Genomic DNA, 21956 nt, shown 5'->3' with positions numbered 1-21956 from the left:
TATGCCCGAAGCCATGCCAGAATACACACGTTTCGCCGTCTACTACGCCCCGGCCCCAGGTCCGTTTGCGGATTTCTGCGCAAGCTGGCTTGGCTGGGACGCGGCCCTGGGCCGGCCCAGCCCACATCCCGATATTCCCGGCCTCCCCCGCCCCCTGACCGAGATCACGCAGACCCCGCGCAAATATGGCTTTCACGCTACCCTCAAGCCGCCATTCCGACTGACCGGGACGCGCGCAGCCCTTGAACGGGATCTTGCCGCTCTGGCCGCACGGCTCGCGCCCGCCCAAATGCCGGGACTCGCGCTGACCCGGCTCGGCGCGTTCCTCGCGCTGACCCCGACAGGCGACACCGAGCGGCTGTCTGAGCTTGCCGCTGAAACCGTGCGTGCGCTGGACCGCCACCGCGCCCCGCCCACCGCAGCCGAACTTGCCCGTCGCCGCAATGCCCGGCTCAGCCCCTCGCAAGAGGTCAATCTGGATCGCTGGGGGTATCCCTATGTGATGCAGGATTTCCGCTTTCACCTCACGCTGACAGGCCGGTTGTCGCCAGAGCAGGCCGAACAGACCAGGGCGGCGCTGGCGCCGGTGCTGGCGCCGCTGCTGCCGGCCCCTTTCCGCGTCGATGCGCTCAGTCTGTTCGGCGAAGCATCCGATGGCTGGTTCCATCTGCTGCACCGCTATGCGCTGACAGACTGAAGCGCCCGGACCATGGCGGCGACCCCGTCCTCAAGCGGGCCGGAATTGTCGATGTATACGACATTCAGCCCGTCTGGCAGCGCCGCCGTCCGCGCCAGCCGATGCGCGATTTCATCCGTGCTTTCACGCCCCCGTGCCGCCAAGCGCGCTCCAAGCACATCGGCGCGCGCCGTGACATGCAGCACCATTAGCGCCGGAAAGGTGGCGGCGGCCTCGCGCAGCACTCCGCGTGACAGGTTACACAACAGGCGTTCGCCCCGCGCCAGCGGCCCAAGGCCCGCAACCGGAATGCCATAACGCAGCCCGTGCGCGCGCCAGTGCAGCGCGAAATCCCCGCGCGCGGCCATGTCCGCAAAGACCCGCTCGCTTACCGAATCGAATGCCTCGCCACCGGCCGCCGCATCGCGCGTGATCACCCGGCGCACACAGACCAGCCCCGGCAGCCGCGCGCAGGCCTGGGCCATCAGCGTGTCCTTGCCAACTCCGGACGGCCCGACCACCGCGAACAACTGCCCGCTCATGCGCACTCTGCCGGGGCAAAGCGGCTGACATCGATTTCCCGGTCGCAGACCGCCGCCCGCCCAGCCTCGTCGTGAAAGATCCCGACAATGGCCGCGCCGCGCGCCTTGGCCTCCAGTATCAGGTCAAGAACCACCCCGCGATTTGTGGCATCCAGCGACGCCGTCGGCTCGTCCAGCAGCATCGCGGGAACCTCATGAACAAAGCCCCGCGCGATGTTCACCCGCTGCTGTTCGCCCCCCGAAAACGTGGTCGGCGACAACGCCCACAACGGCTCGGGCACGTTCAGCCGCGCAAGCAATGCCCGCGCCTTGTCCAGCGCTGCGGCGCGCCCCCCCCCCGCGGCCAGCGCGGGCTCGGCCACCACCTCCAGCGTCGGCACGCGGGGCACCACGCGCAGGAACTGACTGACATAGCCCAGCACCTCGCGGCGCATCCGCAGCACCTCGCGCGGAGCGGCGCGCGACACGTCCACACCGCCCACCACAATTGAGCCCGAGCCGCACAGGTAATTGCCCCAGATCATCCGCATCAACGTGGATTTCCCGGCCCCGGAATTGCCAACCAGCGCCACGCATTCGCCAGGCGCGACCGACAGCGATGCCCCCGCCATGACCGGAATCACCGCGCCGCCCTGGTTGTGCAGCACGAAACTTTTCGAGACGTCCGAAACCTGTATCATCTTCATCTTGCCCTTAAACTCTCTGGGGGGTCCGGGGGGCGGAAAGCCCCCCGGTACAGACCCATCAAACCTGCAACACGCTGGAAACAAGCAGCTGCGTATAGCCATGCTGAGGATCGTCCAGCACCTGATCGGTAAGGCCGGTTTCAACCACCGCGCCGTCCTTCATCACCATCAGCCGATCCGCCAGCAGCCGCACGACCGCCAGATCGTGGGTAACGACGATGGCGCTCAGCCCCATCTCGCGCACAAGACCGCGCAGCAGATCCAGCAACCGTGCCTGCACACTGACGTCAAGGCCCCCCGTGGGTTCGTCCATGAACACCAGCCGTGGCCCGGTCACCAGGTTGCGCGCGATCTGCAAGCGCTGCTGCATGCCTCCGGAAAAGGCACGCGGGCGATCGTCGATCCGGTCCGCCGCAATTTCCACCCGGCCCAGCCAGTCCACCGCCTGCTCGCGGATCTGCCCGTAATGGCGCGCGCCCACGGCCATCAGTCGCTCGCCCACGTTGGCGCCCGCACTGACGCCCATGCGCAAACCATCGCGCGGGTTCTGATGGACAAAGGCCCAGTCGGTGCGCCCGAGCATCCGCCGTTCAGGCTCGGACATGCCCAGCACGTCACGCGGCCCCTGTGCGCGGGTGTCATAGATCACCTCGCCCGCATCCGGCATCAGATGGCCCGCAAGGCAGCTCAGCAGCGTCGACTTGCCCGAGCCGGATTCGCCGACGATGCCCATCACCTCGCCGGGATAAAGGTCGAGACTGACGTCACCGCAGCCCAGCCGTGCGCCGTAATGTTTCGTGACGCCCTTTACCTGCAACAGCGGGGTCATGCGGTGTCCTTTCCCGAAAGGCGGCCAATGTGCCCGGCCGCCTGTCGTCCCGCGCAAAAATCGGTGTCCGAGCAGATGAACATCCGCCCGCCCGCGTCATCGACGATGATCTCGTCCAGATAGCTCGTCGCGCAGCCGCACAGATCACAGTCGTGATCCGCCTTGCTGGCCTCGAACGGATGATCTTCGAAATCAAGACTGACGACCTGGCAATAGGGTGGCAGTGCATAGATGCGCTGTTCGCGCCCCGCCCCGAACAGCTGGATCGCAGCGCTTTCCAGCTTGGGGTTGTCGAACCTCGGGATCGGCGACGGGTCCATGACGTAGCGCCCCTCGACCTTGACGGGATAGGCGTAGGCTGTCGAAATTTCGCCATTATGGGCGATGTCTTCGTATAGCTTCACATACATCAGCCCGTAATCTTCCAGCGCGTGCATGCGGCGCGTTTCGGTTTCGCGCGGTTCCAGAAACCGCAGAGGTTCGGGGATCGGCACCTGATAGACAAGGATCTGGCCTTCGGTCAGGGGCGTTTCGGGGATGCGGTGGCGGGTCTGGATCAATGAGGCCTGTTCGGTGTGCTCCGTCACCGCGACCCCCGCCGTGCGCTGAAAGAACTTGCGGATCGACACCGCATTGGTGGTGTCATCCGCGCCCTGGTCGATGACCTTCAGCGTGTCTTCCGGCGTCAGGCAAGCCGCCGTGACCTGCACCCCCCCGGTGCCCCAGCCGTAGGGCATCGGCATTTCGCGGCTGGCGAACGGCACCTGATAGCCCGGGATCGCCAGCGCCTTGAGCAACGCGCGCCGGACCATCCGCTTGGTTTGTTCATCCAGATAGCCGAAATTGTAGTTCTGATCGTGAAGGGTCATTGCGCCGCCCCGATTTTGTGAAAGACTGCGGTGGCCGCCCCTGTAACGGAGCCCATTGCATGACCCCGCTCGACCCGATCGTCCTCGTGGACGAAAACCTTGTGCAAACCCTGTGCTTTCTCGCGGTGGCGGGTTTTCTGATCGCGCGGGCGTTCGGCCATTTCCGCGGCGATGGTCCGGACACGGGCGGGGATCCGGGTGACCCCGGCGGTCCCTGTAACGGAGGGGACGGCGGCGACTAGGCTCATTCCGCCGCCTCCTGCATCTGCGCCGCTCTGGCCCCGCGCCGCATCTTGCGCACCAGTTCCAGTTCGGACTGGAAATCGACGTAGTGGGGCAGCTTGATGTGTTCCAGAAACCCCGTCGCCTGAATGTTGTCCCCATGGGCGAGCACGAATTCCGCGTCCTGCACAGGCGCTCCGACGTTTTCCTCACCCAGCTCTTCCCAGCGCAGCGCCCGGTCGACCAGCGCCATGGAGATCGCCTTGCGCTCGGTCTGGCCAAACACCAGCCCGTAGCCGCGGGTGAACTGCGCCGGTTCGGTCTTCGATCCGGTAAACTGGTTCACGGTTTCGCATTCGGTCAGGGTGATGTCGCCGATGCAGACGTCGAACCCCAGCTCGGGGATGCCCATCATCACCTCGACGGCGCCGATGCGCAATTCGCCCACGAACGGGTGGTTGCGTCCGTAACCCCGCTGGGAGGAATAGGCCATGCCCAACACGAAACCTTCGTCGCTGCGGGTCAGCGATTGCAGACGCAGCGCGCGATCGGCGGGAAACTCCAGCGGCTCACGGGTCAGGTCAGGGGGCGTGGCGTCGCCGTCGGGTTCCTCCTGGATCAGCCCGTCCCGCCCAAGGAAATCCAGAATGCGCGGCACGGTTTCCGGCCCCGGCTCTGCCTGTCGCGCCAGCGGGGCCTCGCCCTCGGCCGCCAGCGCGAAATCCAGCAAACGGTGGGTGTAATCAAAGGTCGGCCCCAGCACCTGGCCGCCGGGCGCATCCTTGAACGTCGCGCTGATACGGCGGTCGCAACGCATTGCGCCGGTGTCCACGGGGCGCGAATGGCCGATGCGGGGCAGCGTGGTGCGATAGGCGCGGATCAGAAAGATCGCCTCGATCAGGTCGCCGCGCGCCTGTTTGATCGCCAGCGCGGCAAGATCGGGATCGTAAAGCGAGCCTTCGGTCATCACCCGGTTCACTGCAAGGCTCATCTGTTCGCGGATCTGGGCCAGGCTCAGTTCGGGGATCGCAGGGTCGCCCCGCCGCTCCTCGGCCAGCCAGTCATGCGCGGCGTCGATGGCCCGCTCCCCGCCCTTTACGGCAACGTACATCAGCTTGGCTCCACTTTGGTGCTGCGGGGCAGCGCGGCCAACCGCGTGCCGCAGGTGAAAAAGCAATCCCAGCCCAGCGGGAACAGCGCGGCGTTGGCGCGAAACACCTCGATTTCGGGCAGCGACAGGTGGGCGTGGGTTTCGATGCCCGGTCCGGTCAGCCGGGCACCCTGCGCGCTCAGCGCGTCGACTTCTCCGATCAACAGCACCGACCGGTCGGGATAATCCGGCGTGCCGATGCGGTAGCGGTCGAGCGGGGCCAGCGCCTGCCACCGGCCCAGCACGACGGCGGCATCTTCGGCCGCCACGATCGGCGCTCCGACGTGAAACGCGATCCAGTCGCGCACCGCCGCAACGTCATGGCCGGGCGCAAGGTAAAGCGGCGTCTGCGCGTCGCACAGCGTCAGCAACAGCACCGCCGCCGCCGCGCCCACCGGCGCGGGCGCTTCGGCCCCCGTCACCTCGTGCAGCGTGCCGGGGCGGGCCATCGCCTCAAGTGCGGCGCGAAAGGCGCGGGCGGCCTGCACCGGCGCGTCGCCGAATCCTCCGGTGAGGGCGTCGGTTTGCATCAGGCCTCTCCTCTGACCATGGTAAAGAACTCGACCTTGGTCGCCGCCGCCTTTGCCGCGCGGGCGTGGCGGCGTGCGGCTTCCTCAGCCGCCAACGGGTCGAGAACACCCGCGCGCACCCCCGCCGCCCGCGGTCCCTGCATCAGCGCATCCACCAACGCCGCCTGCCTGGCGTGGGTCTTGTCGCGCCCCCGCACGCAGGCATGGCCGACCTCGCCGGTGGCCAGCCGCAGCGCGCAGCGGGTCACGGTCATTTCGCCCAGGTTGAACGGCGCGCCGGTGCCCCCGGCCCGGCCGCGCACCATCACGCCGCCGACCTCGGGCGCACGCAGCCAGTCAAAGCCGGGCGCGTCGCCCATCAGCGCGGCAAGCCGCGCCGCCGGAGCGCGGGCCAGCAGCCCCATCCAGCCCTGTCGTTCTGCGTGTTCCGTCATGTTCGCTCCAATCCTGGACAACCTTGCCGACTTGTCTAGCATTCTATACAACTAGACAAATCATACGCGATTCGCCCCAGCACACAAGCTGCCCCGCGTGAAGTTTCAGTGACAGGAGAGCCACGATGCCCCGCGTGCCGGTCTGGAAATCCATCGCCACAGAGCTGGAAGGCGAAATCGCGCGCGGCCTGTATCGCCCCGGCGACAAGCTGCCGACCGAGGCCGAGCTTTCGCGCCGCTTTGGCGTCAATCGCCACACCGCGCGCCGCGCGCTTGGCGACATGGCCGCGCGCGCCGTCGTGCACAGCAAGCGCGGCGCGGGCGTGTTCGTGACCTCGGCGCCGCTCGATTACCCCATCGGGGGCAAGGTGCGGTTCGCGCAGAATATCCGCGCCTCGGGGCGGCTGCCCGGGCGGCGCAGCCTGCGCATCGAAACCCGCCCGTCCAGCCCCGAAGAGGCCACTGCGCTGGCGCTGCACCCCGGAGCGCCGGTCATCGTCTACGAGGGGCTGTCGCTGGCCGAAGACGTTCCCATCGCCCATTTCATCAGCTGCTTTCCCACCGACCTCCTGCCCGACCTTGCCGTGACCCTGGAACAGACCGCGTCGATCACCGAGGCGCTGCGCAGCAACGGCATTCCCGATTACACCCGCATCAGCACGCGGCTGAGCGCGGTGATCGCGTCGCCCACCCAGGCGCTGCACCTTGGCCTGCGCGATGGCGCGCCCTTGCTGCGCAGCGAAAGCGTCAACCACGCCCCAGGCGGGCGCCCGGTGGAATACGGGCTGACCTGGTTCGCAGGCGATCGCATCACGCTGATCGTGGGCGACACATCGCCCGGTTGAACATGGTTTTCACCCCTGCGTCATGCGGGTGACAAACAGCCCTGCTAGATCGGATCAAAACAGGGCGATCCGAGCATGACGGGCTATCTTCCCCCCTTGCGCCTGACCGGCGCGACGATCCTCAGGGACGGCGAACTTCAACGCCGGTCGCTGGTGATCGAGGACGGCCTGATCACCAAGGGCCCGCTGCCTCCGGTGGACATGTCGGGCTACCTGATCCTGCCGGGCATCGTCGACCTGCATGGCGACGCGTTCGAACGCCATATCGCGCCGCGCCCCGGTGCGCCAATGCCGGTGATGGCCGGGCTGCGATCGACCGACCGCGAAGCGGCGGCGCATGGCGTCACCACCGCATGGCTTGCCCAGTGCTGGAGCTGGGAGGGCGGCCTGCGCAGCCCCGACTTCGCCGAATCGGTGATGACGGCCCTGGCCGATTACCGGCCCCGCGCGCTGACCGATCTGCGCATCCAGATCCGCTGTGAAACCCATATGCCCGATACGCGCCAGCGGCTGCTCGCGGCGGTGCGGCGCCATCGGGTGGATTACGTCGTGTTCAACAACCACCTGCCCGAAACGCTGGCGCTGGCCCAAAGCGCACCGCACAGGGTGGCGCAATGGGCGGCCGACGCGGGCTACGACCTGGCGGGCTTTGTCGCGATGCTGGAAACGGCGCAGGCGCGCGGACGCGAGGTGCCGCGCCATCTGTGCGCGCTGGCCGAGGCATTCGACGAATTCGGCGTGCGCTACGGCAGTCATGACGATCCCGACGCCGAGACCCGCGAATACTATCGCATCATCGGGGCCCGCATCGCGGAATTTCCCACGTCGGCGGGGGCCGCCCGGCTGGCCCGGGCCTGCAACGATCCGGTGTTGATGGGAGCGCCAAACGTGGTGCGCGGCGGGTCGCAATCGGGCGGCGTTTCGGCGCTGCATCTGGTGGCGCAGGGGCTGTGCGATGCGCTGGTGTCCGATTACCACTACCCCTGCCTGGCCGAAGCCGCCTGGGTGCTGGTCGACAAGGGGGTGCGTGCGCTGCCCGGTGCCTGGGACATGATAAGTCGAGTCCCCGCCGAGATCATGGGGCTGGCCGACCGGGGCCGCCTGAATCACGGGATGCGGGCCGATTTCGTCGTCGTGAACGGGACCACCCGCGAGATCGAGGCCACTGTCAGCGGCGGTCGGCTGGCGTTTCTTGCGGGCGAGGCCGGGGCGCGGCTGGTTGGTGCGTTTCCGGGCCCCATGCTGGCGGCGGAATAACGCCGGGCGGCCCTATGGCCTTGGCGGCCGCGCCCGAACAATCACAGGCGGGACAGCAGCTCCTGCTTCTTGGCCTCGAATTCCTCGACCGACAGGATGCCGCTGTCGCGCAGATCCGCAAGCTTGAGGATCAGGCCGATCACATCGTCGGCGCTGCTTCCCGGTTGCGCGGGAGCCGTCGTCTGGACTGGCGCGGGCTGGTCTGGCGCGGGCTGCTGGTATTCGGGTTCAGGTTCGGGCTGGCGGGCGGGCAGCTGCGGTTCATCGCAGGACGGCTGCGGCGCTGGCTCGGCCTGCAGCCGGGGCGCATCGCCGGCCAGCTGCACGCGCGGCAGATCGGCCACGCGCACCGTGCCGTACTGGCTGGTAAAGGTCAGCGACATGTCACCGCTTTGCTGCTGCGACACGCCCGAAATCATGTGATCGCCGGTGTCATACGCTTCGATCCGCCCGCCAAAGTCGATGGCAAGGCGGCGCGTCTGCGGGAACACCGCGTAGCGCAGGTTGTTCTGCGCGCCGGTGGACGAGGGGTGGCCCAGCTCGGCCGGCCACTGGGGCGCGAAAGACCCGCCCTGGACAAACAGGCTCGACCCGCCGCCGCTGGATTGCGACTGGCTCTGGCTGCCCATCTGCTGCTGGTAGGGCGCGGGCTTGAACACCTGCATCCGGCTCATCAGGTTCGAAAGCTCGGTGCACAGCCCATCGACCGTGGCCTTCAGCCCGTTGTTGAACATGTCGCCGACCATGGTCATGCCGCCCATCGACCACTGGCCCATGCCGCCCAGTTCGTTATGGCTGAACTGCGCCTGGGTGCCCCCGCCATTGGCGAGCGCGGCGACCAGCGTTTCCGCCGCATCCATGGACACGCCATAGCGTGCCGCGATTTCCGAGACAGCCTGAGCCCCGTCCTGAGTGAGCCTTGTCATGGCGCCTGATTCCTGTCGTATAAGATGAGTCGGCCCGCCCTAACACGTTGACACAAGGGCAACCACCACGGCAGATCTATGTTTCAGCGTGTTCACGCAGATGGATTTTCAGCTGCATCATTCCACAAAACCTCGCGCTTCAGGCGCCGCGAAAACGGGCAATCGCACAGGAATTGGCGCTGATCCCCGCCCTGACCCGGGCGACATGCCCCGTCGATCTGGCTGACCGTCACACGCCCCGGATCAGCTTGCGGCGCAGCCAGCCCGACAGGCTGTCCATCGCCATCACCATCAGCACGATTAGAATGATGTAATAGCTCACCTCTTCCCAATCCTTCTGAGTAATCATCGCCTGGGTCAGCAACAACCCGATGCCGCCTCCGGTGATCGCACCGATGATGGTCGCGCTGCGGGTGTTTGATTCCAGATAATACAGCACCTGGCTGACCAGCACCGGAATGATCTGCGGGATCACGCCAAAGCGATACCGCTGGACAGGGCGCGCCCCGGTCGAGGTCAGCCCTTCGATCTGCTTGCCGTCGACGTTTTCCAGCGCCTCGCTGAACAGTTTGCCAAAGCTGCCGGTGTCGGTCAGCAGGATCGCCAGCGCACCGGTCATCGGCCCCGGCCCAAAGGCGCGGGACAGCACGATGGTCCAGATCAGCCCGTCGATCCCGCGGAGAAAGTCAAAGCACCGCCGCGCCCCGAACCGCAGCGCGCCAAGCGGCGTGAAGTTCTTCGCCGCCAGGAACGCCAGCGGCAGCGCGATGAACGCCGCGCCAAAGGTGCCAAGAAACGCCATCAGCACGGTTTCGAACAGCGCCCACGCCACGTCGGAATGCCGCCACATCGCGTTGTTCCAGAAATCGTGCCACGCGCCGGACAGGTTGGCGCGCGCGGGGTCGATACGATCTCCGAAAAGCTGCGATACCGAGGCGCCGTGGTAGGGGCTGTCGAGGGTAAAGAAGAACAGCTCCCAGCCGGGAAAATAGCGGAACAGCTCGGTGCGGTTGCGGGTCAGCGACACGCGCCCGTGCGAGGTTTCGACCTGAAAGCGCGTGCGCGACGCGGAAATCCAGTCCGGCGCGTCGGTGACGTTGGACACGACGCTGCGCCCATCAAGACGCGCCACGATGGGATCGCGGCCCGGCATGGCATAGGTGAACCCGCCCGTGGGGGCGAAACTCACGATATGGCCGTCGCCGAGGTCGATTCGGGTGCCTGTCCCGGCGATCCGCACCCAATCGGGTTCGGTGCCGGGGGCGTATTCGCCCTTGCGTTCGCCCTCGATGGCGACCTCGACCGTGCCGGTGCGGTTGTCTTGGGCGACGCGGGTCTTGTAGCTCCAGATGTCCGACAGCAGCGTGCGGGCATTGTCGAGCCGGGCGCGCTCGGCCAGGCCGGGAATGTCGAAAGCGAAGAAGATATAGGCCAGATAGATCAGCACCACGGCGGGCAGGCCGAAGGCCAACAGCTTCTTGCGGGCAAAGAGGCGATCCGCCTCGGCGTAAAGCGCGGCGTCGGTCATGCCCGGCCCCTCTCCCTTTTCGCGATCATCAGGTTGCGGACATGCGATGACAGCTGGTCAAAGATCACGATGGTGATGAACAGCAGCAGGAAAATCGCCGCCGCCTCGTCGAACCGGCCCTTGCCCCAGGACATGGCGTTGCGCAGCTCGTAGCCGATGCCCCCCGCCCCGACAAAGCCAAGGATCGCCGAGGCGCGGATGTTGATCTCGAACCGCAGCAACGCATAGCTGAGATAGTTGGGCGACACCTGCGGCACCACGCCCAGCCACATGCGTTGCAGCCAGGTCGCGCCGACCGATTGCAGCCCCTCGACCGGCTTCAGATCGGCGTTCTCGTTGACCTCGGAAAACAGCTTGCCCAGCGCGCCCGCCGTGTGAAAGGCGATGGCGATCATCGCGGGCATCGGCCCGCCGCCGAGCACAAATATCAACACCAGCGCGATGACGATCTCGGGCACCGCGCGCATGATGTCCATGGCGCGGCGAAACACCGGGATCAGGCGCGGCCAGCGCGCAAGGCCCCGCGTCGACAGCATCGACAGGACCATCGCAAAGCCCGCCCCGATCAGCGTGGAAACGGCGGCGATGTTGATCGTTTCCATCAGCGCGGGGAAGAAATAGGCCATGTGACCGGGCAGCTGATTCAGCTTGGGCCAGGTATCGGCGATCACATCGGCGGGAAAATCGAACACATTGGGCAGCCCGGACCAAAAGCCCCCGGCGTTGCGATCATCCGCCAGCCTGAACCCCGACGCCATCAGCGCCACGAACACCAGCAGGATGATGCCGCCATACAGCCGCTTGCGGCGGGCCTGTTGCATGTACCCGTCGCGGATCGCGGCGGTGTCGGCGGAAGTATCGGTCATGTGGCAGGGCTTTCGCAGGCGTGTGGCAGACGTGAAAAGGGGCCCGCGCGGCGGGCCCCCGTCAGCAGACGGATCAGTTGATTTTGGACTGACGCGCCGCGACGATGGAGTCATACTGCTTGTGTGTGACCGGGATGAAATCCCTGGCGTCGCCCCCCGCCACGCCATAGGCGCAATCGGGGTCTTCTTCCCACAGGTTGGCGGTCAGCTCGGTCACGGTGTCCTTGACTGACTGGGGCAGTGCCTTGCGCAGCACGAACGGACCTTCGGGGATTTCCTTGGACTGCCAGATCTGCACCAGGTCGTTCATGTCGACCAGGCCCGCATCCACGGCGCGGCGCAGCGCGCCCGAGTTGTAGCCATCTTCCCACGCGCCCAGCCCGTCGGCCCAGGTGACGCCCGCGTCGACGTCGCCGTTGTTGACCGCAACGATGGTCTGCTCGTGGCCGCCGGTGAACACCACATCGCCAAAGAACGCGCCCGGCTGCATCGAATAGCCTTCTTCGGCGATCTCGATGGATGGAATCAGGTAGCCCGAGGTCGAGTTCGGATCGCCGAAGCCGAATTTCTTGCCTTCAAGATCGGCAACATCGGTAATGCCGCTGTCAACGCGCGCGAAACCGATGGAATAATAGCCGATCGAGCCGTCCTCGTTCTGCTTGACCAGCACCGGCTCGACCGCTTCGGGATCGGCCATGTATGCGCCGGCATAGGACGAGGCGCCCATCCATGCCGCGTCGATGGTGCCGCCCAGCAGGCCCTGCATCACGCCGTTATAATCGGCCGGGGTAAAGATCTTGACCTCGACACCCAGCGCGGCGGCGATCTTTTCGGCATAGCACTGCTGCTTGGCCAGACGGTCCTGGGCGTTTTCGCCGCCAAGGATGCCAAGGCGGAATTCGGTGATATCCTGCGCCGAGGCGGCAGAGACAAGCGCGGTCGAGGCCAGCGCGGCAGCGATGAGATGTTTCATGAGATGTCCTTCGTTGGGCTGGGATCAGACCGAAACCCTGGCCTGCCGGATCTCTGTCCGGGCGACGGCCGCGGGATCGCGGATTTCGGTAGAGGTGGCGTCTTCGGAAAAATCCGCCCCCGCGCCATAGATGTCGCGGGCAACGCCGGTGGTCAGCTGCTCGGGCGTGCCGTCAAAGACGATCCGCCCAAGCCGCATTCCGATCACCCGGTCGCAATAACGCCGGGCGGTATCAAGGGTGTGCAGATTCGCGATGACCATGCGGCCGTCTTCGTCATGGATGCGGCGCAGCGCCTCCATCACGATCTGCGCGTTCATCGGATCGAGGCTGGCGATGGGTTCATCCGCCAGAATGACCTTGGGGTCCTGCATGAGCGCGCGGGCAATGGCGACGCGCTGTTGCTGGCCGCCCGACAGCGCCTCGGCCCGTTTCGCCGCGTGGCCCGCGATGCCCAGCCGGTCCAGGATGTCGATGGCGCGGTGGATGTCATCCCTTGGGTAAAGGTTGAACAGCGTGCCGATGACGGGCCGGCGGGCCAGCGCGCCGTGCAGCACGTTGGACACCACGTCCATGCGCGGCACCAGGTTGAACTGCTGAAAGATCATTGCGCAGTTTGATTGCCAGCGCCGTTTGTCGCGCCCTTTCAGGGTCAGCACGTCGCGCCCCTCAAAGCGCAGCACCCCTTCGGACGCGTCGGTCAGCCGGTTCATCATGCGCAAGAAAGTCGATTTCCCCGCGCCGGATGCCCCGATGATGCCGATCATCATCGGGCGATCGACGGAAAAGCTCGCGCTGTCCACGGCCGTGTTCGCGCCAAAGCGCCTGGTCAACTTGTCGACGACGAGCATATGTCCCCCGGATGTCTGTCCCCAGCGGGGTTTAGCGACCGCACCGTCGCAAGGCTGTGACGGTTTTGAAACGACCCGATGAACCACTCGCAAAGCTTTTGTGACAGCACAGGGGCGGACCGGCGGGCGGCGGCGGGCAGGCGGATTGCGGATTGCGGTGAATGGTGCTTACAAGGCCCCAACACTGACCGATCAACAGGGCGGCCCGACCGGCCGGCCCGCCACCAAGCCGCACCTGCGGGCCGCGCCGGCAGGCCTTACCGACGGGCCACACCGGCAGGCCAGCCCCAAGAGCCGAGAGCGCCCCAGCGTCATGACGACCCTGCCACAGTCCGCCCCCACTCCCGTCCTGCACAAGCTGATCGGGCTTTTGCTGATCGCCGTGACCGCGCTGGTGACGCTGCGCGAATGGGGCCACACGAGTCTGGCCGACCCGCTGACCTTTGCGCTGTGGACCGTGCTGGTCGCCGTGCTGTTTCCGACCGTGCGGCCCGGTCGCAAGGGGTTCGTGGTGGTGGCCGTCGCGCTGACCGCCATGCTCATCTGGCGGGTGCCCGACTGGCAAGAGATCGTGGCGCGGGCGATGGTGTCGGGCACTTTCATCGCCGCCTTCTTCACCGCGCTGGCCACGTTGCGCAGCGCCGCCGAACCGTCGCCCGAGATCCGCGAGGCGGGGTCTTTTCTGGCCCGCCAGCCGCCGGGGCGGCGATATCTGGCGCTGACCCTTGGCGGCACCGCATTCGCCCTGCTGCTCAACTACGGCTCTATCACCTTGCTGGGCAGCCTTGCCACAGCCGCCGCCCGCGAAGAACCCGACGCCGAAATCCGCGGTCATCGCCGCCGCCGGATGCTGCTGGCGATCCAGCGCGGGTTCGTCACGTCGCTGCCCTGGTCGCCCCTGGGCTTTTCCGTCGCCATCACCACCGCGCTGATCCCCGGCGCAACCTGGGCCGGGATCATCCTGCCCGCCCTTGGCACGGCCTTGCTGATGGCCTTTGTTGGCTGGGGCATCGACACGCTGTTCAAGCCGAGGCTCACCACCACCCCGCCGCCGCGCGGGCGCCCCGACAACAACTGGGCCAAGCTCAAGCCGCTGGCCTGGCTGCTGGCCATCCTGGTCGTCAGCACCGCTGTGCTGGGCTGGCTGACGGGGCTGCGGATCATCGCGCTGGTGCTGGTGATCGCCCCGGTCATGGCGCTGGCCTGGACCGTGATGCAGGTGCGCCAGGGCAGGCTGCCCCTGCGCATCCGCCTGCGCGATTATGCCTTTCGCGAAATGCCCGCCTATAGATCCGAGGTCCTGCTGCTGACGATGGCGGGCTACATCGGCACCGTGGGCGCGCCGCTGCTGGCTCCGCTGGTCAAGGCCAGCGGGTTTCACCCCGAAGACCTGCCGACCTGGGTGGTGCTGGTGGGCCTTGTCTGGATCATCCCGTTGCTGGGGCAATTCGCGATGAACCCGATCATCGTCGTCACGTTGATCGCGCCGCTGCTGCCCTCCACGGCCGAGCTTGGCATTTCGCCCGCGGCGCTTGTTACCGCGATCACCGCGGGCTGGGCGCTGGGGGGGGTCAGTTCGCCCTTTACCGCGACCACGCTGCTGATCGGGGCCTTTGGCGACGTGTCGGCACGCCATGTCGGCGTAATCTGGAACGGTGCCTACATGCTGGTCCTTCTGGCTGCCGTTCCGCTCTGGGTGCTGGCCTACGCCTACCTGTTCGGCTGAAACCGCTTGCAGGCGAACGACTTGGCGCGCAGTCTTCGCGGATCACGACGCAAAGGACCGCCCCGATGCCGCTGACCTCTCCGCCAATCTTCGACGGCCACAACGATCTGATCCTGCGACTGCTGCGCGGCACCGCCACGCCCGAAGGCGTGACCGCCGGCCTGCCGGACGGGCATATCGACCTGCCGCGCGCTCAGGCGGGCGGACTGGGCGGCGGGTTCTTTGCGATCTATGTGCCCTCGCCCATGGGCGCGGGCCTCCAGGCCGAAGAGATGTCAAAGCCCAGCTACGACATGCCCCTGCCCGCGATGATCGCCCAGCCCGAGGCGCTGAAGGTCACACTGGAAGGTGCCGCCGCGCTGGAGGCGATGCAGGACGCCGGTGCCCTGACCATCTGCGGCACCGTTGCCGAACTGGAAACCGCCATCCACGGCCCCAAGATGGCCGCGATCATGCACATCGAGGGCGCCGAGGCCATCGACCCCGACTTCGAGGTGCTGCACCGGATGCACGCGCGCGGGCTGCGTTCGCTCGGGCCGGTGTGGTCGCGCCCCACGATCTTTGGCCATGGCGTGCCGTTCCGGTTCCCGTCGACCGGCGATATCGGGCCGGGGCTGACCGATCATGGCAAACGGCTGGTGGCGGAATGCAACAAGCTGAACATCATGATCGACCTCAGCCACCTGAATGAAAAGGGCATGGACGACGTTGCCGCGATCACCGACGCGCCGCTGGTCGCCACCCATTCCAACGCCTACGCCGTGTCGCCGCATGCGCGCAACCTGACCGACCGCCAGCTTGAGATGATCGCGCAAAGCGATGGAATGGTGGGCATTAATTTCGCATCCGCCTTTCTGCGCCCGGACGGGCAGATGGACAGCGACTTTTCGCTTGACGTCATGATGCAACATCTTGACCATCTGGTCAAAATTCTGGGCGAGGACCGTGTGGGCTTTGGGTCCGATTTCGACGGCGCCCTGGTGCCCAGGGACATCGGCAGCTGCGCCGGGCTTCCTGCGCTTCGCGCGGCGATGACCGATCACGGCATCGGCGCCGAGACGATGGAAAAACTGTGCTACCGCAACTGGTTGCGCGTGCTTCGCAAGACCTGGAGCGTCTAGGACAACCAAACCGACAAGCCGGAAAACCGGCACCGCATAACCAACCGGGAGTATCACATGACCAAGACAAACCGCAGTCTGCGCACCGCCGCGCTGCTCGCCACCCTGATGGGCGGCGTCGCCCTGCCCGCGATGGCGGAAACCCCGCCCAACATGCTGGTGATCGCCAACCGCATCGACGACATCAAGACCTTCGATCCGGCCGAAAGCTTTGAATTCGCCGGCGCCGACGTGTCGCGCAACGTCTATGAAAAGCTGGTGAACTTCGATCCGCTCGATCTGGACGCGGGCTTTCAGCCGGAACTGGCCGAAAGCTGGGAAGTGTCCGAAGACGGCACCACCATCACCTTTACCATGGCCGAAGGCCACGTCTTTGCCTCTGGCAACCCGGTGACGGCCCAGGATGCCGCCTTTTCGCTGCAACGCGCGGTAAAGCTGGACAAGACCCCAAGCTTCATCCTGACGCAATTCGGCTTTACCCCCGACAACGCCGAAGAAACCATCAAGGCGGTCGATGACAAGACGCTGGTCATCACGCTTGACCAGAAATACGCCGTTTCCTTCGTTCTGAACTGTCTGGCGGCCACGATCGGCGGCATCGTCGACATGGCGACCGTGATGGAAAACGAGACCGACGGCGACATGGGTTCGGCATGGCTGCGCACCAACACCGCCGGGTCCGGCCCCTACAAGGTCGTCGACTGGAAGCCCGACGAATCCGTTCTGATGGATCTGAACCCGAACTACGGCGGCGATAAGCCGGCGATGGAGCGGGTCATCGTCCAGCACATCCAGGAATCCGCCACGCAGCGGCTGCAACTGGAACGCGGCGACATCGACATCGCACGCAACCTGTCCCCCGAAGACATCGCGTCGGTCAAGGAAACCGACGGGCTCAAGGTCGTGGACGAGCTCAAGGGCCGACTGATGTATTGGTCCGCCAACCAGAAAAAGGACATGCTGAGCGATCCCAAGGTGCTTGAGGCGCTGAAATGGTCGGTGGATTACCAGGGCATGGCCGACAGCTTTCTGAACGGGCAATACACCGTGCATCAGGCCTTCCTGCCGCTGACCTTCCTTGGCGCGCTGACCGAAAAGCCGTTCACCTACGACATGGACAAGGCCAGGGCGGCGCTGGCCGAATCGGACCACCCCGATTGCGGCCCCATCGTCATCAGCGTGCGCGACGCGCAGGACCGCATAGACATCGCCCAGTCGCTGCAAAACACCTGGGGCCAGCTGGGTTGCGACGTGACGCTGACCGTCGGCACCGGGGCACAGACGCTGGACCGTTACCGTGCGCGCGAACATGACATCTATCTTGGCGCCTGGGGCCCGGATTACCCCGACCCCAACACCAACGCGGGCACCTTCGCGGTCAACCCCGACAACAGCGATGAGTCGGGCAACACCGGCTATCTTGCCTGGCGCAACGCCTGGGACATCCCCGAGATGACGCAGGAAGCCCTTGCCGCCGTTGTCGAAAACGACACCGACACGCGCGCCGGGATGTATATCGACCTGCAAAAGACCCATCAGCAGGTGTCGCCCTTTGGCATCATGTTCCAGCAGATCGAACAGCACGCCATGCAGGACAGCGTCGAGAACTTCATCTCGGGCGGAGCCACCACCGCCGCATCCTACTGGGTCGTGACCAAGTAAGCCTGACCGGGGCGGGCGACGGCGCCCGCCCCCTTTCTCAAAGACCGGAACCCCCTTGTCCCAGGATAACGCCCCCGCGCCATACGCCCGGCGCTCACGCTTCGCGCCGCGCTGGCCGCGAAAGCTGCTTGGCACGCTGCTGACCATCGCTGTCACGCTGCTGGGCCTGCTGTTCGTCACCTTCATGATCGGGCGGGTGATCCCCATCGACCCTGTGCTGGCGGTGATCGGCGAACGCGCCACGCAAGCGCAATACGACGCCGTCTTTCTTGAACTCGGCCTCGACAAGCCGCTGTTGCAGCAATTCCTCATCTATGTGAACGACGTGCTGCACGGCGATTTCGGTCGCTCGATCCGCACCGGGCAACTTGTGTCCGAAGATATCAAGCGCGTCTTCCCCGCCACGCTGGAACTGGCCACGCTGGGCACGCTGATCGGGGTGTTCATCGGTGTGCCGCTGGGTGTTCTTGCGGCCGTGTATCGCGACAGCTGGATCGACCAGCTGGCGCGGCTGGTGGGGCTGGTGGGCTATTCGATGCCGATCTTCTGGATGGGGCTGGTGGGATTGCTGGTGTTCTACGGCATCCTTGGCTGGGTCGAGGGGCCGGGGCGCTTGGGCGTTTTCTATCAGGGGATCGTGCCCGAACGCACCGGGCTGCTGCTGGTGGATGCGCTGATCGCGGGTGACTGGACGGTGTTCAAGGACGCGTTTTCACACATCGTCCTGCCCGCCTCGCTGCTGGGGTATTTCAGCCTGGCCTATATCAGCCGCATGACCCGCAGTTTCATGCTGGAACAGCTGAGCGCCGAATACATCACCACCGCGCGGGTCAAGGGGCTGAGCGAATGGGATGTGGTCTGGCGCCACGCCTTTCGCAATATCCGCATCCAGCTCGTCACCGTGATCGCGCTGGCCTATGCCAACCTGCTGGAAGGGTCGGTGCTGACCGAGATCATCTTTGCCTGGCCCGGTATCGGGCAATACATCACCACCTCGCTGCTTGCCAACGACATGAATTCCGTGCTGGGCGGCACCGTGGTGATCGGCAGCATCTTTGTCGGGCTGAACATCTTTTCCGACCTGCTTTACCGCTTCTTCGATCCGAGGGCGAAATGACCCAGACCTCCCTGCGCGCCTGGCTGCTGACCGACGCCCCGCAATCGCGCCGTCAGGCCACCGCCGCCGCCTGGTACAGCGGCTGGCTGAAGCTGCGCGGCAACACGTTGGCGATGCTGGGCCTGATCGTGTTGGTGGTGGTGATCCTGGCCGCGCTATGTGCGCCCCTGCTGGCCACGCAAAGCCCGTTCGCCCAGGACCTTGGCGCCCGCCTGCTGGCGCCCGGCGAACAGGGACACGTCTTTGGCACCGACAGTCTTGGGCGCGACATCTGGTCCCGGCTGGTCTATGGCGCGCGCATTTCGCTGTATATCGTCGCACTGGTGGCGGTGGTCGCCCCGCTGCTGGGGCTGATCATCGGCACCGTCGCGGGCTACGCGGGCGGCGTGCTGGATGTGGTGCTGATGCGCTTTACCGACATCTTTCTTGCCTTTCCCCGGCTGATCCTTGCGCTGGCCTTTGTCGCAGCCCTTGGCGCGGGCATCGAAAACGCCGTGCTGGCGATTTCGCTCACCGCCTGGCCGCCCTATGCCCGCATCGCGCGGGCCGAAACGCTGACCATCCGCAACTCTGACTTCATCCACGCGATCAAGCTGCAAGGCGCGGGGCCGATCCGTATCATCATGCGACATGTCTGGCCGCTGTGCATCTCGTCGCTGGTGATCCGCGTGACGCTGGACATGGCCGGCATCATCCTGACCGCCGCCGGCCTTGGCTTTCTGGGGCTTGGCGCGCAGCCGCCCAGCCCCGAATGGGGGGCCATGGTGTCCGAGGGGCGCAAATACATCCTTGATTACTGGTGGGTGGCGACCATCCCGGGACTTGCCATCTTTACCATCTCACTGGCCTTCAACCTGCTCGGAGACGGGCTTCGCGACGTGCTTGACCCCAAGGAAGCCGGAAAATGACCGCCGCCACCTCGTTTGACGGGCACTGCCCCTGCCCCACACCATGACCGACACCATGACCAATCTTCTGGATATCGAAAACCTGCGCGTGCGCTTTCCCACCCGGCAGGGCCATTTCGACGCCGTGCGCGGCATCTCGTTCAGCCTGCGCCGCGAACGGCTGGGGATCGTGGGCGAATCGGGGTCGGGTAAATCCATGACCGGGCGCGCGATTCTGAAGCTCATTCGAAAACCGGGCCAGATCACCGCCGACCGGATGCAGATGGGCGGCACCAACCTGCTGACCGCCTCGGAAAGACAGATGCGCCAGATCCGGGGCCGCCACGCGTCGATGATCATGCAGGACCCCAAGTTTTCGCTGAACCCGGTCATGTCCGTCGGCCAGCAGATCACCGAGGCACTGCTGGCGCATGAAAAGATCTCGCGACGCGACGCGAAAACCCGCGCCATCGAAATGCTCGACGCCGTGGCCATCCGCGGTCCCGACCGCGTCATGGACCTGTACCCGCACGAAGTGTCGGGCGGCATGGGCCAGCGCATCATGATCGCCATGATGCTGATCCCCGACCCGGAAATCCTGATCGCGGACGAGCCGACCTCGGCACTGGACGTCAGTGTTCAGCTACAGGTGCTTGAAATCCTGGACAAGCTGGTCACCGATCGTGGCATGGGGCTGATCTTTATCAGCCACGACCTGAACCTTGTGTCCAACTTCTGCGACCGCATCCTCATCATGTATGCTGGCCGCGTGGTCGAGGTCTGTCAGGCCGGGCGCCTGCACGAAGCGCAACACCCGTACACGAGGGGGCTGCTGAATTCGGTCCCCGATCTTGAACACCCCCGCCCCCGGCTGGACGTGCTGAAGCGCGATCCCGCCTGGGCCGAGGCCCCTTCGGTAAGCGCCCTGACATGACCGCCATCGACCTCAACGATCTTAGCGTCTGGTTCGGCCTTGGCGCCGAACGGGTGGATGCAGTGAAATCCGCGACCTTCTCGGTCGCGACCGGCGAAAGCTTCGGACTTGTAGGCGAATCCGGTTCCGGGAAATCCACCGTGCTGCGCGCCATTGCCGGGCTGATCGACAGCTGGTCCGGAGACATGAGCGTCGCAGGCGAACCGCTGGGGCGCAGCCGCAAACGCGATTTCTACAAGCAGGTGCAGATGGTGTTTCAGGACCCCTACGCCTCGCTGCACCCGCGCCACACCGTCGACCGCGTTCTTGGCGAAGTGCTGAAACTGCACGGGTTTTCCGACATCAACAGCCGCATAGACCGGCTTCTGGACGACGTCGGCCTTGGCAAGGGGTTCCGCTTTCGCTACCCGCATCAGCTGTCGGGCGGACAGCGTCAGCGAGTCGCCATCGCGCGCGCGCTTGCCCCCGAACCGCGCATCCTGCTGCTGGACGAACCGACCTCGGCGCTGGACGTGTCGGTTCAGGCCGAAATCCTGAACCTGCTGTCGGATCTGCGCGCCAAACGGCGGCTGACCTACCTGATGGTCAGCCATGATCTGGGTGTCATTGGCCATATGTGCGACCGCATCGCCGTGATGCAGCACGGCCGGATCGTCGAGCTTCTGGATGTCGCGCAGATGCGTACCTTGAACGCGGCCCACCCCTATACGCAACACCTTCTGGACAGTTCGGTGCGCGCGATACGGCAGGATCGCCCCTGACACGCAGGACAGCGACCGGGCATTTGCGGCCCACGCCTGCCGCAACCCCTGCGCCGACCAGTATGGGCCGCGTCAGACTTGTCGCGCCCCGCTTCGCGCTTTTGGCCACCCTGCCGGTCGCATTGCGCCGCTTCACCGTAATGAGATCATGCCGGCAGCAACAAAAAACGGCAGCGCGGCATGAAGATACCCGACGATGTTTCGGGCTGGCTTTGCACGCACCTACACAGTGATCCACTGCCCATGATCGTATCCCTCCGGCGGGGGCCGTCTGACGGGGCGCTGGAGGCGATGATAAGTCCGGCGTTATGGTCGACCTTACGGTCACACCCCGGATCGAGATCCTGTCCACCGAGGATGCGTCGTGTCGTCGGCACTGGAGCTATGCCGACAAGATCAGGGTGGTCGAGAAAGCCTTGGGGGACATCGGCAGGTCTCAGCGACAGCGCGGCGGCATGGCATCTGCCGTTCGCTGCTGACCGTCTGGCGGCGACAGTATCGGAACGGTGAGTTCGCGACCCAGAGCGGTCCGGCGTTCGTGCCAGTGAAGATGGCGCCCGACTTGG

General features: G+C 65.7%; 24 protein-coding genes. 12 read left to right on the top strand and 12 right to left on the bottom strand.

The features are described from left to right. The first annotated feature begins 1 nt into the window (after position 1). Entirely contained in the window at positions 2-697 is a 696-nt protein-coding gene (locus ATI53_RS01450; protein WP_111549569.1) for a DUF1045 domain-containing protein, read from the top strand. Here the strand turns inward: ATI53_RS01450 and phnN are convergent. From phnN to ATI53_RS01430, 4 genes are all read right to left on the bottom strand, one after another. Then, the gene (gene phnN, locus ATI53_RS01445) at positions 679-1218 is read right to left on the bottom strand and encodes a phosphonate metabolism protein/1,5-bisphosphokinase (PRPP-forming) PhnN (protein ID WP_009506763.1); all 540 of its coding nucleotides are present in this window, start codon (positions 1216-1218) and stop codon (positions 679-681) included. The two genes, ATI53_RS01450 and phnN, sit on opposite strands and share 19 nt — an antisense overlap. Beyond that, positions 1215-1898: a phosphonate C-P lyase system protein PhnL gene (phnL, locus tag ATI53_RS01440; protein ID WP_034453477.1), complete on the bottom strand. Its 684-nt coding sequence runs from the start codon at positions 1896-1898 to the stop codon at positions 1215-1217. The genes phnN and phnL overlap by 4 nt, the downstream gene beginning before the upstream one ends. A gap of 64 nt (positions 1899-1962) precedes the next feature. Next, on the bottom strand, positions 1963-2733 hold the full coding sequence (phnK, locus tag ATI53_RS01435; protein ID WP_111549568.1) for a phosphonate C-P lyase system protein PhnK: 771 nt from the start codon (positions 2731-2733) through the stop codon (positions 1963-1965). Next, positions 2730-3602 carry an alpha-D-ribose 1-methylphosphonate 5-phosphate C-P-lyase PhnJ gene (locus tag ATI53_RS01430; protein ID WP_111549567.1) on the bottom strand — a complete coding sequence of 291 codons (873 nt, stop codon included), beginning with the start codon at positions 3600-3602 and terminating at the stop codon, positions 2730-2732. Before ATI53_RS01430 ends, phnK begins: the two co-directional genes overlap by 4 nt. A 59-nt stretch (positions 3603-3661) precedes the next feature. On the opposite strand from ATI53_RS01430, the gene ATI53_RS01425 reads away from it, so the two are divergent. Then, on the top strand, positions 3662-3844 hold the full coding sequence (locus ATI53_RS01425; RefSeq protein ID WP_111549566.1) for a hypothetical protein: 183 nt from the start codon (positions 3662-3664) through the stop codon (positions 3842-3844). A 2-nt stretch (positions 3845-3846) separates the two neighbouring features. Here the strand turns inward: ATI53_RS01425 and ATI53_RS01420 are convergent, their stop codons facing one another. Genes ATI53_RS01420 through phnG form a run of 3 tightly spaced genes read right to left on the bottom strand, consistent with a single transcriptional unit; the run spans position 3847 to position 5938 of the window. Next, on the bottom strand, positions 3847-4935 hold the full coding sequence (locus ATI53_RS01420; protein ID WP_009506768.1) for a carbon-phosphorus lyase complex subunit: 1089 nt from the start codon (positions 4933-4935) through the stop codon (positions 3847-3849). After that, positions 4935-5504 (bottom strand): phosphonate C-P lyase system protein PhnH, encoded by a 570-nt coding sequence (gene phnH / locus ATI53_RS01415; protein ID WP_009506769.1) that lies wholly within the window; start codon positions 5502-5504, stop codon positions 4935-4937. Before phnH ends, ATI53_RS01420 begins: the two co-directional genes overlap by 1 nt. Next, on the bottom strand, positions 5504-5938 hold the full coding sequence (phnG, locus tag ATI53_RS01410; RefSeq protein WP_009506770.1) for a phosphonate C-P lyase system protein PhnG: 435 nt from the start codon (positions 5936-5938) through the stop codon (positions 5504-5506). The genes phnH and phnG overlap by 1 nt, the downstream gene beginning before the upstream one ends. Before the next feature lie 125 nt (positions 5939-6063). Between phnG and phnF the strand changes: the two genes are divergently transcribed. Next, positions 6064-6783, top strand: a complete 720-nt coding sequence (gene phnF / locus ATI53_RS01405) for a phosphonate metabolism transcriptional regulator PhnF (RefSeq protein WP_009506771.1) — start codon at positions 6064-6066, stop codon at positions 6781-6783. 75 nt (positions 6784-6858) lie between these two features. Continuing rightward, positions 6859-8040 (top strand): alpha-D-ribose 1-methylphosphonate 5-triphosphate diphosphatase, encoded by a 1182-nt coding sequence (locus ATI53_RS01400; protein WP_111549565.1) that lies wholly within the window; start codon positions 6859-6861, stop codon positions 8038-8040. 41 nt (positions 8041-8081) lie between these two features. Here the strand turns inward: ATI53_RS01400 and ATI53_RS01395 are convergent, their stop codons facing one another. From ATI53_RS01395 to phnC, 5 genes are all read right to left on the bottom strand, one after another. Continuing rightward, on the bottom strand, positions 8082-8966 hold the full coding sequence (locus tag ATI53_RS01395; RefSeq protein WP_009506773.1) for an SHOCT domain-containing protein: 885 nt from the start codon (positions 8964-8966) through the stop codon (positions 8082-8084). Between the two features lie 229 nt (positions 8967-9195). Then, positions 9196-10494, bottom strand: a complete 1299-nt coding sequence (gene phnE, locus ATI53_RS01390; protein ID WP_009506774.1) for a phosphonate ABC transporter, permease protein PhnE — start codon at positions 10492-10494, stop codon at positions 9196-9198. Continuing rightward, complete coding sequence (phnE, locus tag ATI53_RS01385; protein WP_111549564.1) at positions 10491-11360, bottom strand: phosphonate ABC transporter, permease protein PhnE; 870 nt, start codon at positions 11358-11360, stop codon at positions 10491-10493. Before phnE (ATI53_RS01385) ends, phnE (ATI53_RS01390) begins: the two co-directional genes overlap by 4 nt. Before the next feature lie 73 nt (positions 11361-11433). After that, a complete protein-coding gene (phnD, locus tag ATI53_RS01380; protein WP_009506776.1) occupies positions 11434-12333 on the bottom strand; it encodes a phosphonate ABC transporter substrate-binding protein in 900 nt (299 codons plus the stop codon). Positions 12334-12357: 24 nt separating this feature from the next. Beyond that, positions 12358-13182, bottom strand: a complete 825-nt coding sequence (gene phnC, locus ATI53_RS01375; protein ID WP_111549563.1) for a phosphonate ABC transporter ATP-binding protein — start codon at positions 13180-13182, stop codon at positions 12358-12360. A gap of 313 nt (positions 13183-13495) precedes the next feature. On the opposite strand from phnC, the gene ATI53_RS01370 reads away from it, so the two are divergent. From ATI53_RS01370 to ATI53_RS01335, 8 genes are all read left to right on the top strand, one after another. Continuing rightward, positions 13496-14908: a hypothetical protein gene (locus ATI53_RS01370; protein WP_009506778.1), complete on the top strand. Its 1413-nt coding sequence runs from the start codon at positions 13496-13498 to the stop codon at positions 14906-14908. A 65-nt stretch (positions 14909-14973) separates the two neighbouring features. Continuing rightward, on the top strand, positions 14974-16029 hold the full coding sequence (locus ATI53_RS01365) for a dipeptidase (protein WP_205912120.1): 1056 nt from the start codon (positions 14974-14976) through the stop codon (positions 16027-16029). 57 nt (positions 16030-16086) lie between these two features. Beyond that, entirely contained in the window at positions 16087-17691 is a 1605-nt protein-coding gene (locus ATI53_RS01360; RefSeq protein ID WP_009506780.1) for an ABC transporter substrate-binding protein, read from the top strand. 55 nt (positions 17692-17746) lie between these two features. Then, complete coding sequence (locus ATI53_RS01355) at positions 17747-18808, top strand: ABC transporter permease (RefSeq protein WP_111549562.1); 1062 nt, start codon at positions 17747-17749, stop codon at positions 18806-18808. Next, positions 18805-19716, top strand: coding sequence for an ABC transporter permease (locus ATI53_RS01350; RefSeq protein WP_009506782.1), 912 nt, complete (start codon positions 18805-18807; stop codon positions 19714-19716). Before ATI53_RS01355 ends, ATI53_RS01350 begins: the two co-directional genes overlap by 4 nt. Before the next feature lie 55 nt (positions 19717-19771). Beyond that, positions 19772-20629 carry an ABC transporter ATP-binding protein gene (locus ATI53_RS01345; protein WP_111549653.1) on the top strand — a complete coding sequence of 286 codons (858 nt, stop codon included), beginning with the start codon at positions 19772-19774 and terminating at the stop codon, positions 20627-20629. Next, positions 20626-21390 carry an ABC transporter ATP-binding protein gene (locus ATI53_RS01340; protein WP_009506784.1) on the top strand — a complete coding sequence of 255 codons (765 nt, stop codon included), beginning with the start codon at positions 20626-20628 and terminating at the stop codon, positions 21388-21390. The genes ATI53_RS01345 and ATI53_RS01340 overlap by 4 nt, the downstream gene beginning before the upstream one ends. A gap of 364 nt (positions 21391-21754) precedes the next feature. Further along, a partial coding sequence (locus tag ATI53_RS01335) for a transposase (RefSeq protein ID WP_249033394.1) occupies positions 21755-21956 on the top strand: 202 nt, incomplete at its 3' end.

This window comes from Salipiger aestuarii (assembly GCF_003259905.1).
In the GTDB taxonomy this organism is placed as follows: domain Bacteria; phylum Pseudomonadota; class Alphaproteobacteria; order Rhodobacterales; family Rhodobacteraceae; genus Salipiger; species Salipiger aestuarii.
This window is presented reverse-complemented; position numbering and strand designations above follow the sequence as displayed.

Excerpts from the sequence above, each read along its gene's own strand:
- ATI53_RS01425 (WP_111549566.1), top strand. The coding sequence starts at position 3,662 with ATGACCCCGCTCGACCCGATCGTCCTCGTGGACGAAAACCTTGTGCAA.
- ATI53_RS01420 (WP_009506768.1), bottom strand. The coding sequence starts at position 4,935 with ATGTACGTTGCCGTAAAGGGCGGGGAGCGGGCCATCGACGCCGCGCAT.
- ATI53_RS01340 (WP_009506784.1), top strand. The coding sequence starts at position 20,626 with ATGACCGCCATCGACCTCAACGATCTTAGCGTCTGGTTCGGCCTTGGC.
- ATI53_RS01350 (WP_009506782.1), top strand. The coding sequence starts at position 18,805 with ATGACCCAGACCTCCCTGCGCGCCTGGCTGCTGACCGACGCCCCGCAA.
- phnC (WP_111549563.1), bottom strand. The coding sequence starts at position 13,182 with ATGCTCGTCGTCGACAAGTTGACCAGGCGCTTTGGCGCGAACACGGCC.
- ATI53_RS01360 (WP_009506780.1), top strand. The coding sequence starts at position 16,087 with ATGACCAAGACAAACCGCAGTCTGCGCACCGCCGCGCTGCTCGCCACC.
- phnF (WP_009506771.1), top strand. The coding sequence starts at position 6,064 with ATGCCCCGCGTGCCGGTCTGGAAATCCATCGCCACAGAGCTGGAAGGC.
- phnE (WP_009506774.1), bottom strand. The coding sequence starts at position 10,494 with ATGACCGACGCCGCGCTTTACGCCGAGGCGGATCGCCTCTTTGCCCGC.
- ATI53_RS01400 (WP_111549565.1), top strand. The coding sequence starts at position 6,859 with ATGACGGGCTATCTTCCCCCCTTGCGCCTGACCGGCGCGACGATCCTC.
- ATI53_RS01430 (WP_111549567.1), bottom strand. The coding sequence starts at position 3,602 with ATGACCCTTCACGATCAGAACTACAATTTCGGCTATCTGGATGAACAA.
- phnG (WP_009506770.1), bottom strand. The coding sequence starts at position 5,938 with ATGACGGAACACGCAGAACGACAGGGCTGGATGGGGCTGCTGGCCCGC.
- phnH (WP_009506769.1), bottom strand. The coding sequence starts at position 5,504 with ATGCAAACCGACGCCCTCACCGGAGGATTCGGCGACGCGCCGGTGCAG.
- phnK (WP_111549568.1), bottom strand. The coding sequence starts at position 2,733 with ATGACCCCGCTGTTGCAGGTAAAGGGCGTCACGAAACATTACGGCGCA.
- phnN (WP_009506763.1), bottom strand. The coding sequence starts at position 1,218 with ATGAGCGGGCAGTTGTTCGCGGTGGTCGGGCCGTCCGGAGTTGGCAAG.
- ATI53_RS01365 (WP_205912120.1), top strand. The coding sequence starts at position 14,974 with ATGCCGCTGACCTCTCCGCCAATCTTCGACGGCCACAACGATCTGATC.
- ATI53_RS01450 (WP_111549569.1), top strand. The coding sequence starts at position 2 with ATGCCCGAAGCCATGCCAGAATACACACGTTTCGCCGTCTACTACGCC.
- ATI53_RS01395 (WP_009506773.1), bottom strand. The coding sequence starts at position 8,966 with ATGACAAGGCTCACTCAGGACGGGGCTCAGGCTGTCTCGGAAATCGCG.
- phnE (WP_111549564.1), bottom strand. The coding sequence starts at position 11,360 with ATGACCGATACTTCCGCCGACACCGCCGCGATCCGCGACGGGTACATG.
- phnD (WP_009506776.1), bottom strand. The coding sequence starts at position 12,333 with ATGAAACATCTCATCGCTGCCGCGCTGGCCTCGACCGCGCTTGTCTCT.
- ATI53_RS01345 (WP_111549653.1), top strand. The coding sequence starts at position 19,772 with ATGACCAATCTTCTGGATATCGAAAACCTGCGCGTGCGCTTTCCCACC.
- ATI53_RS01370 (WP_009506778.1), top strand. The coding sequence starts at position 13,496 with ATGACGACCCTGCCACAGTCCGCCCCCACTCCCGTCCTGCACAAGCTG.
- phnL (WP_034453477.1), bottom strand. The coding sequence starts at position 1,898 with ATGATACAGGTTTCGGACGTCTCGAAAAGTTTCGTGCTGCACAACCAG.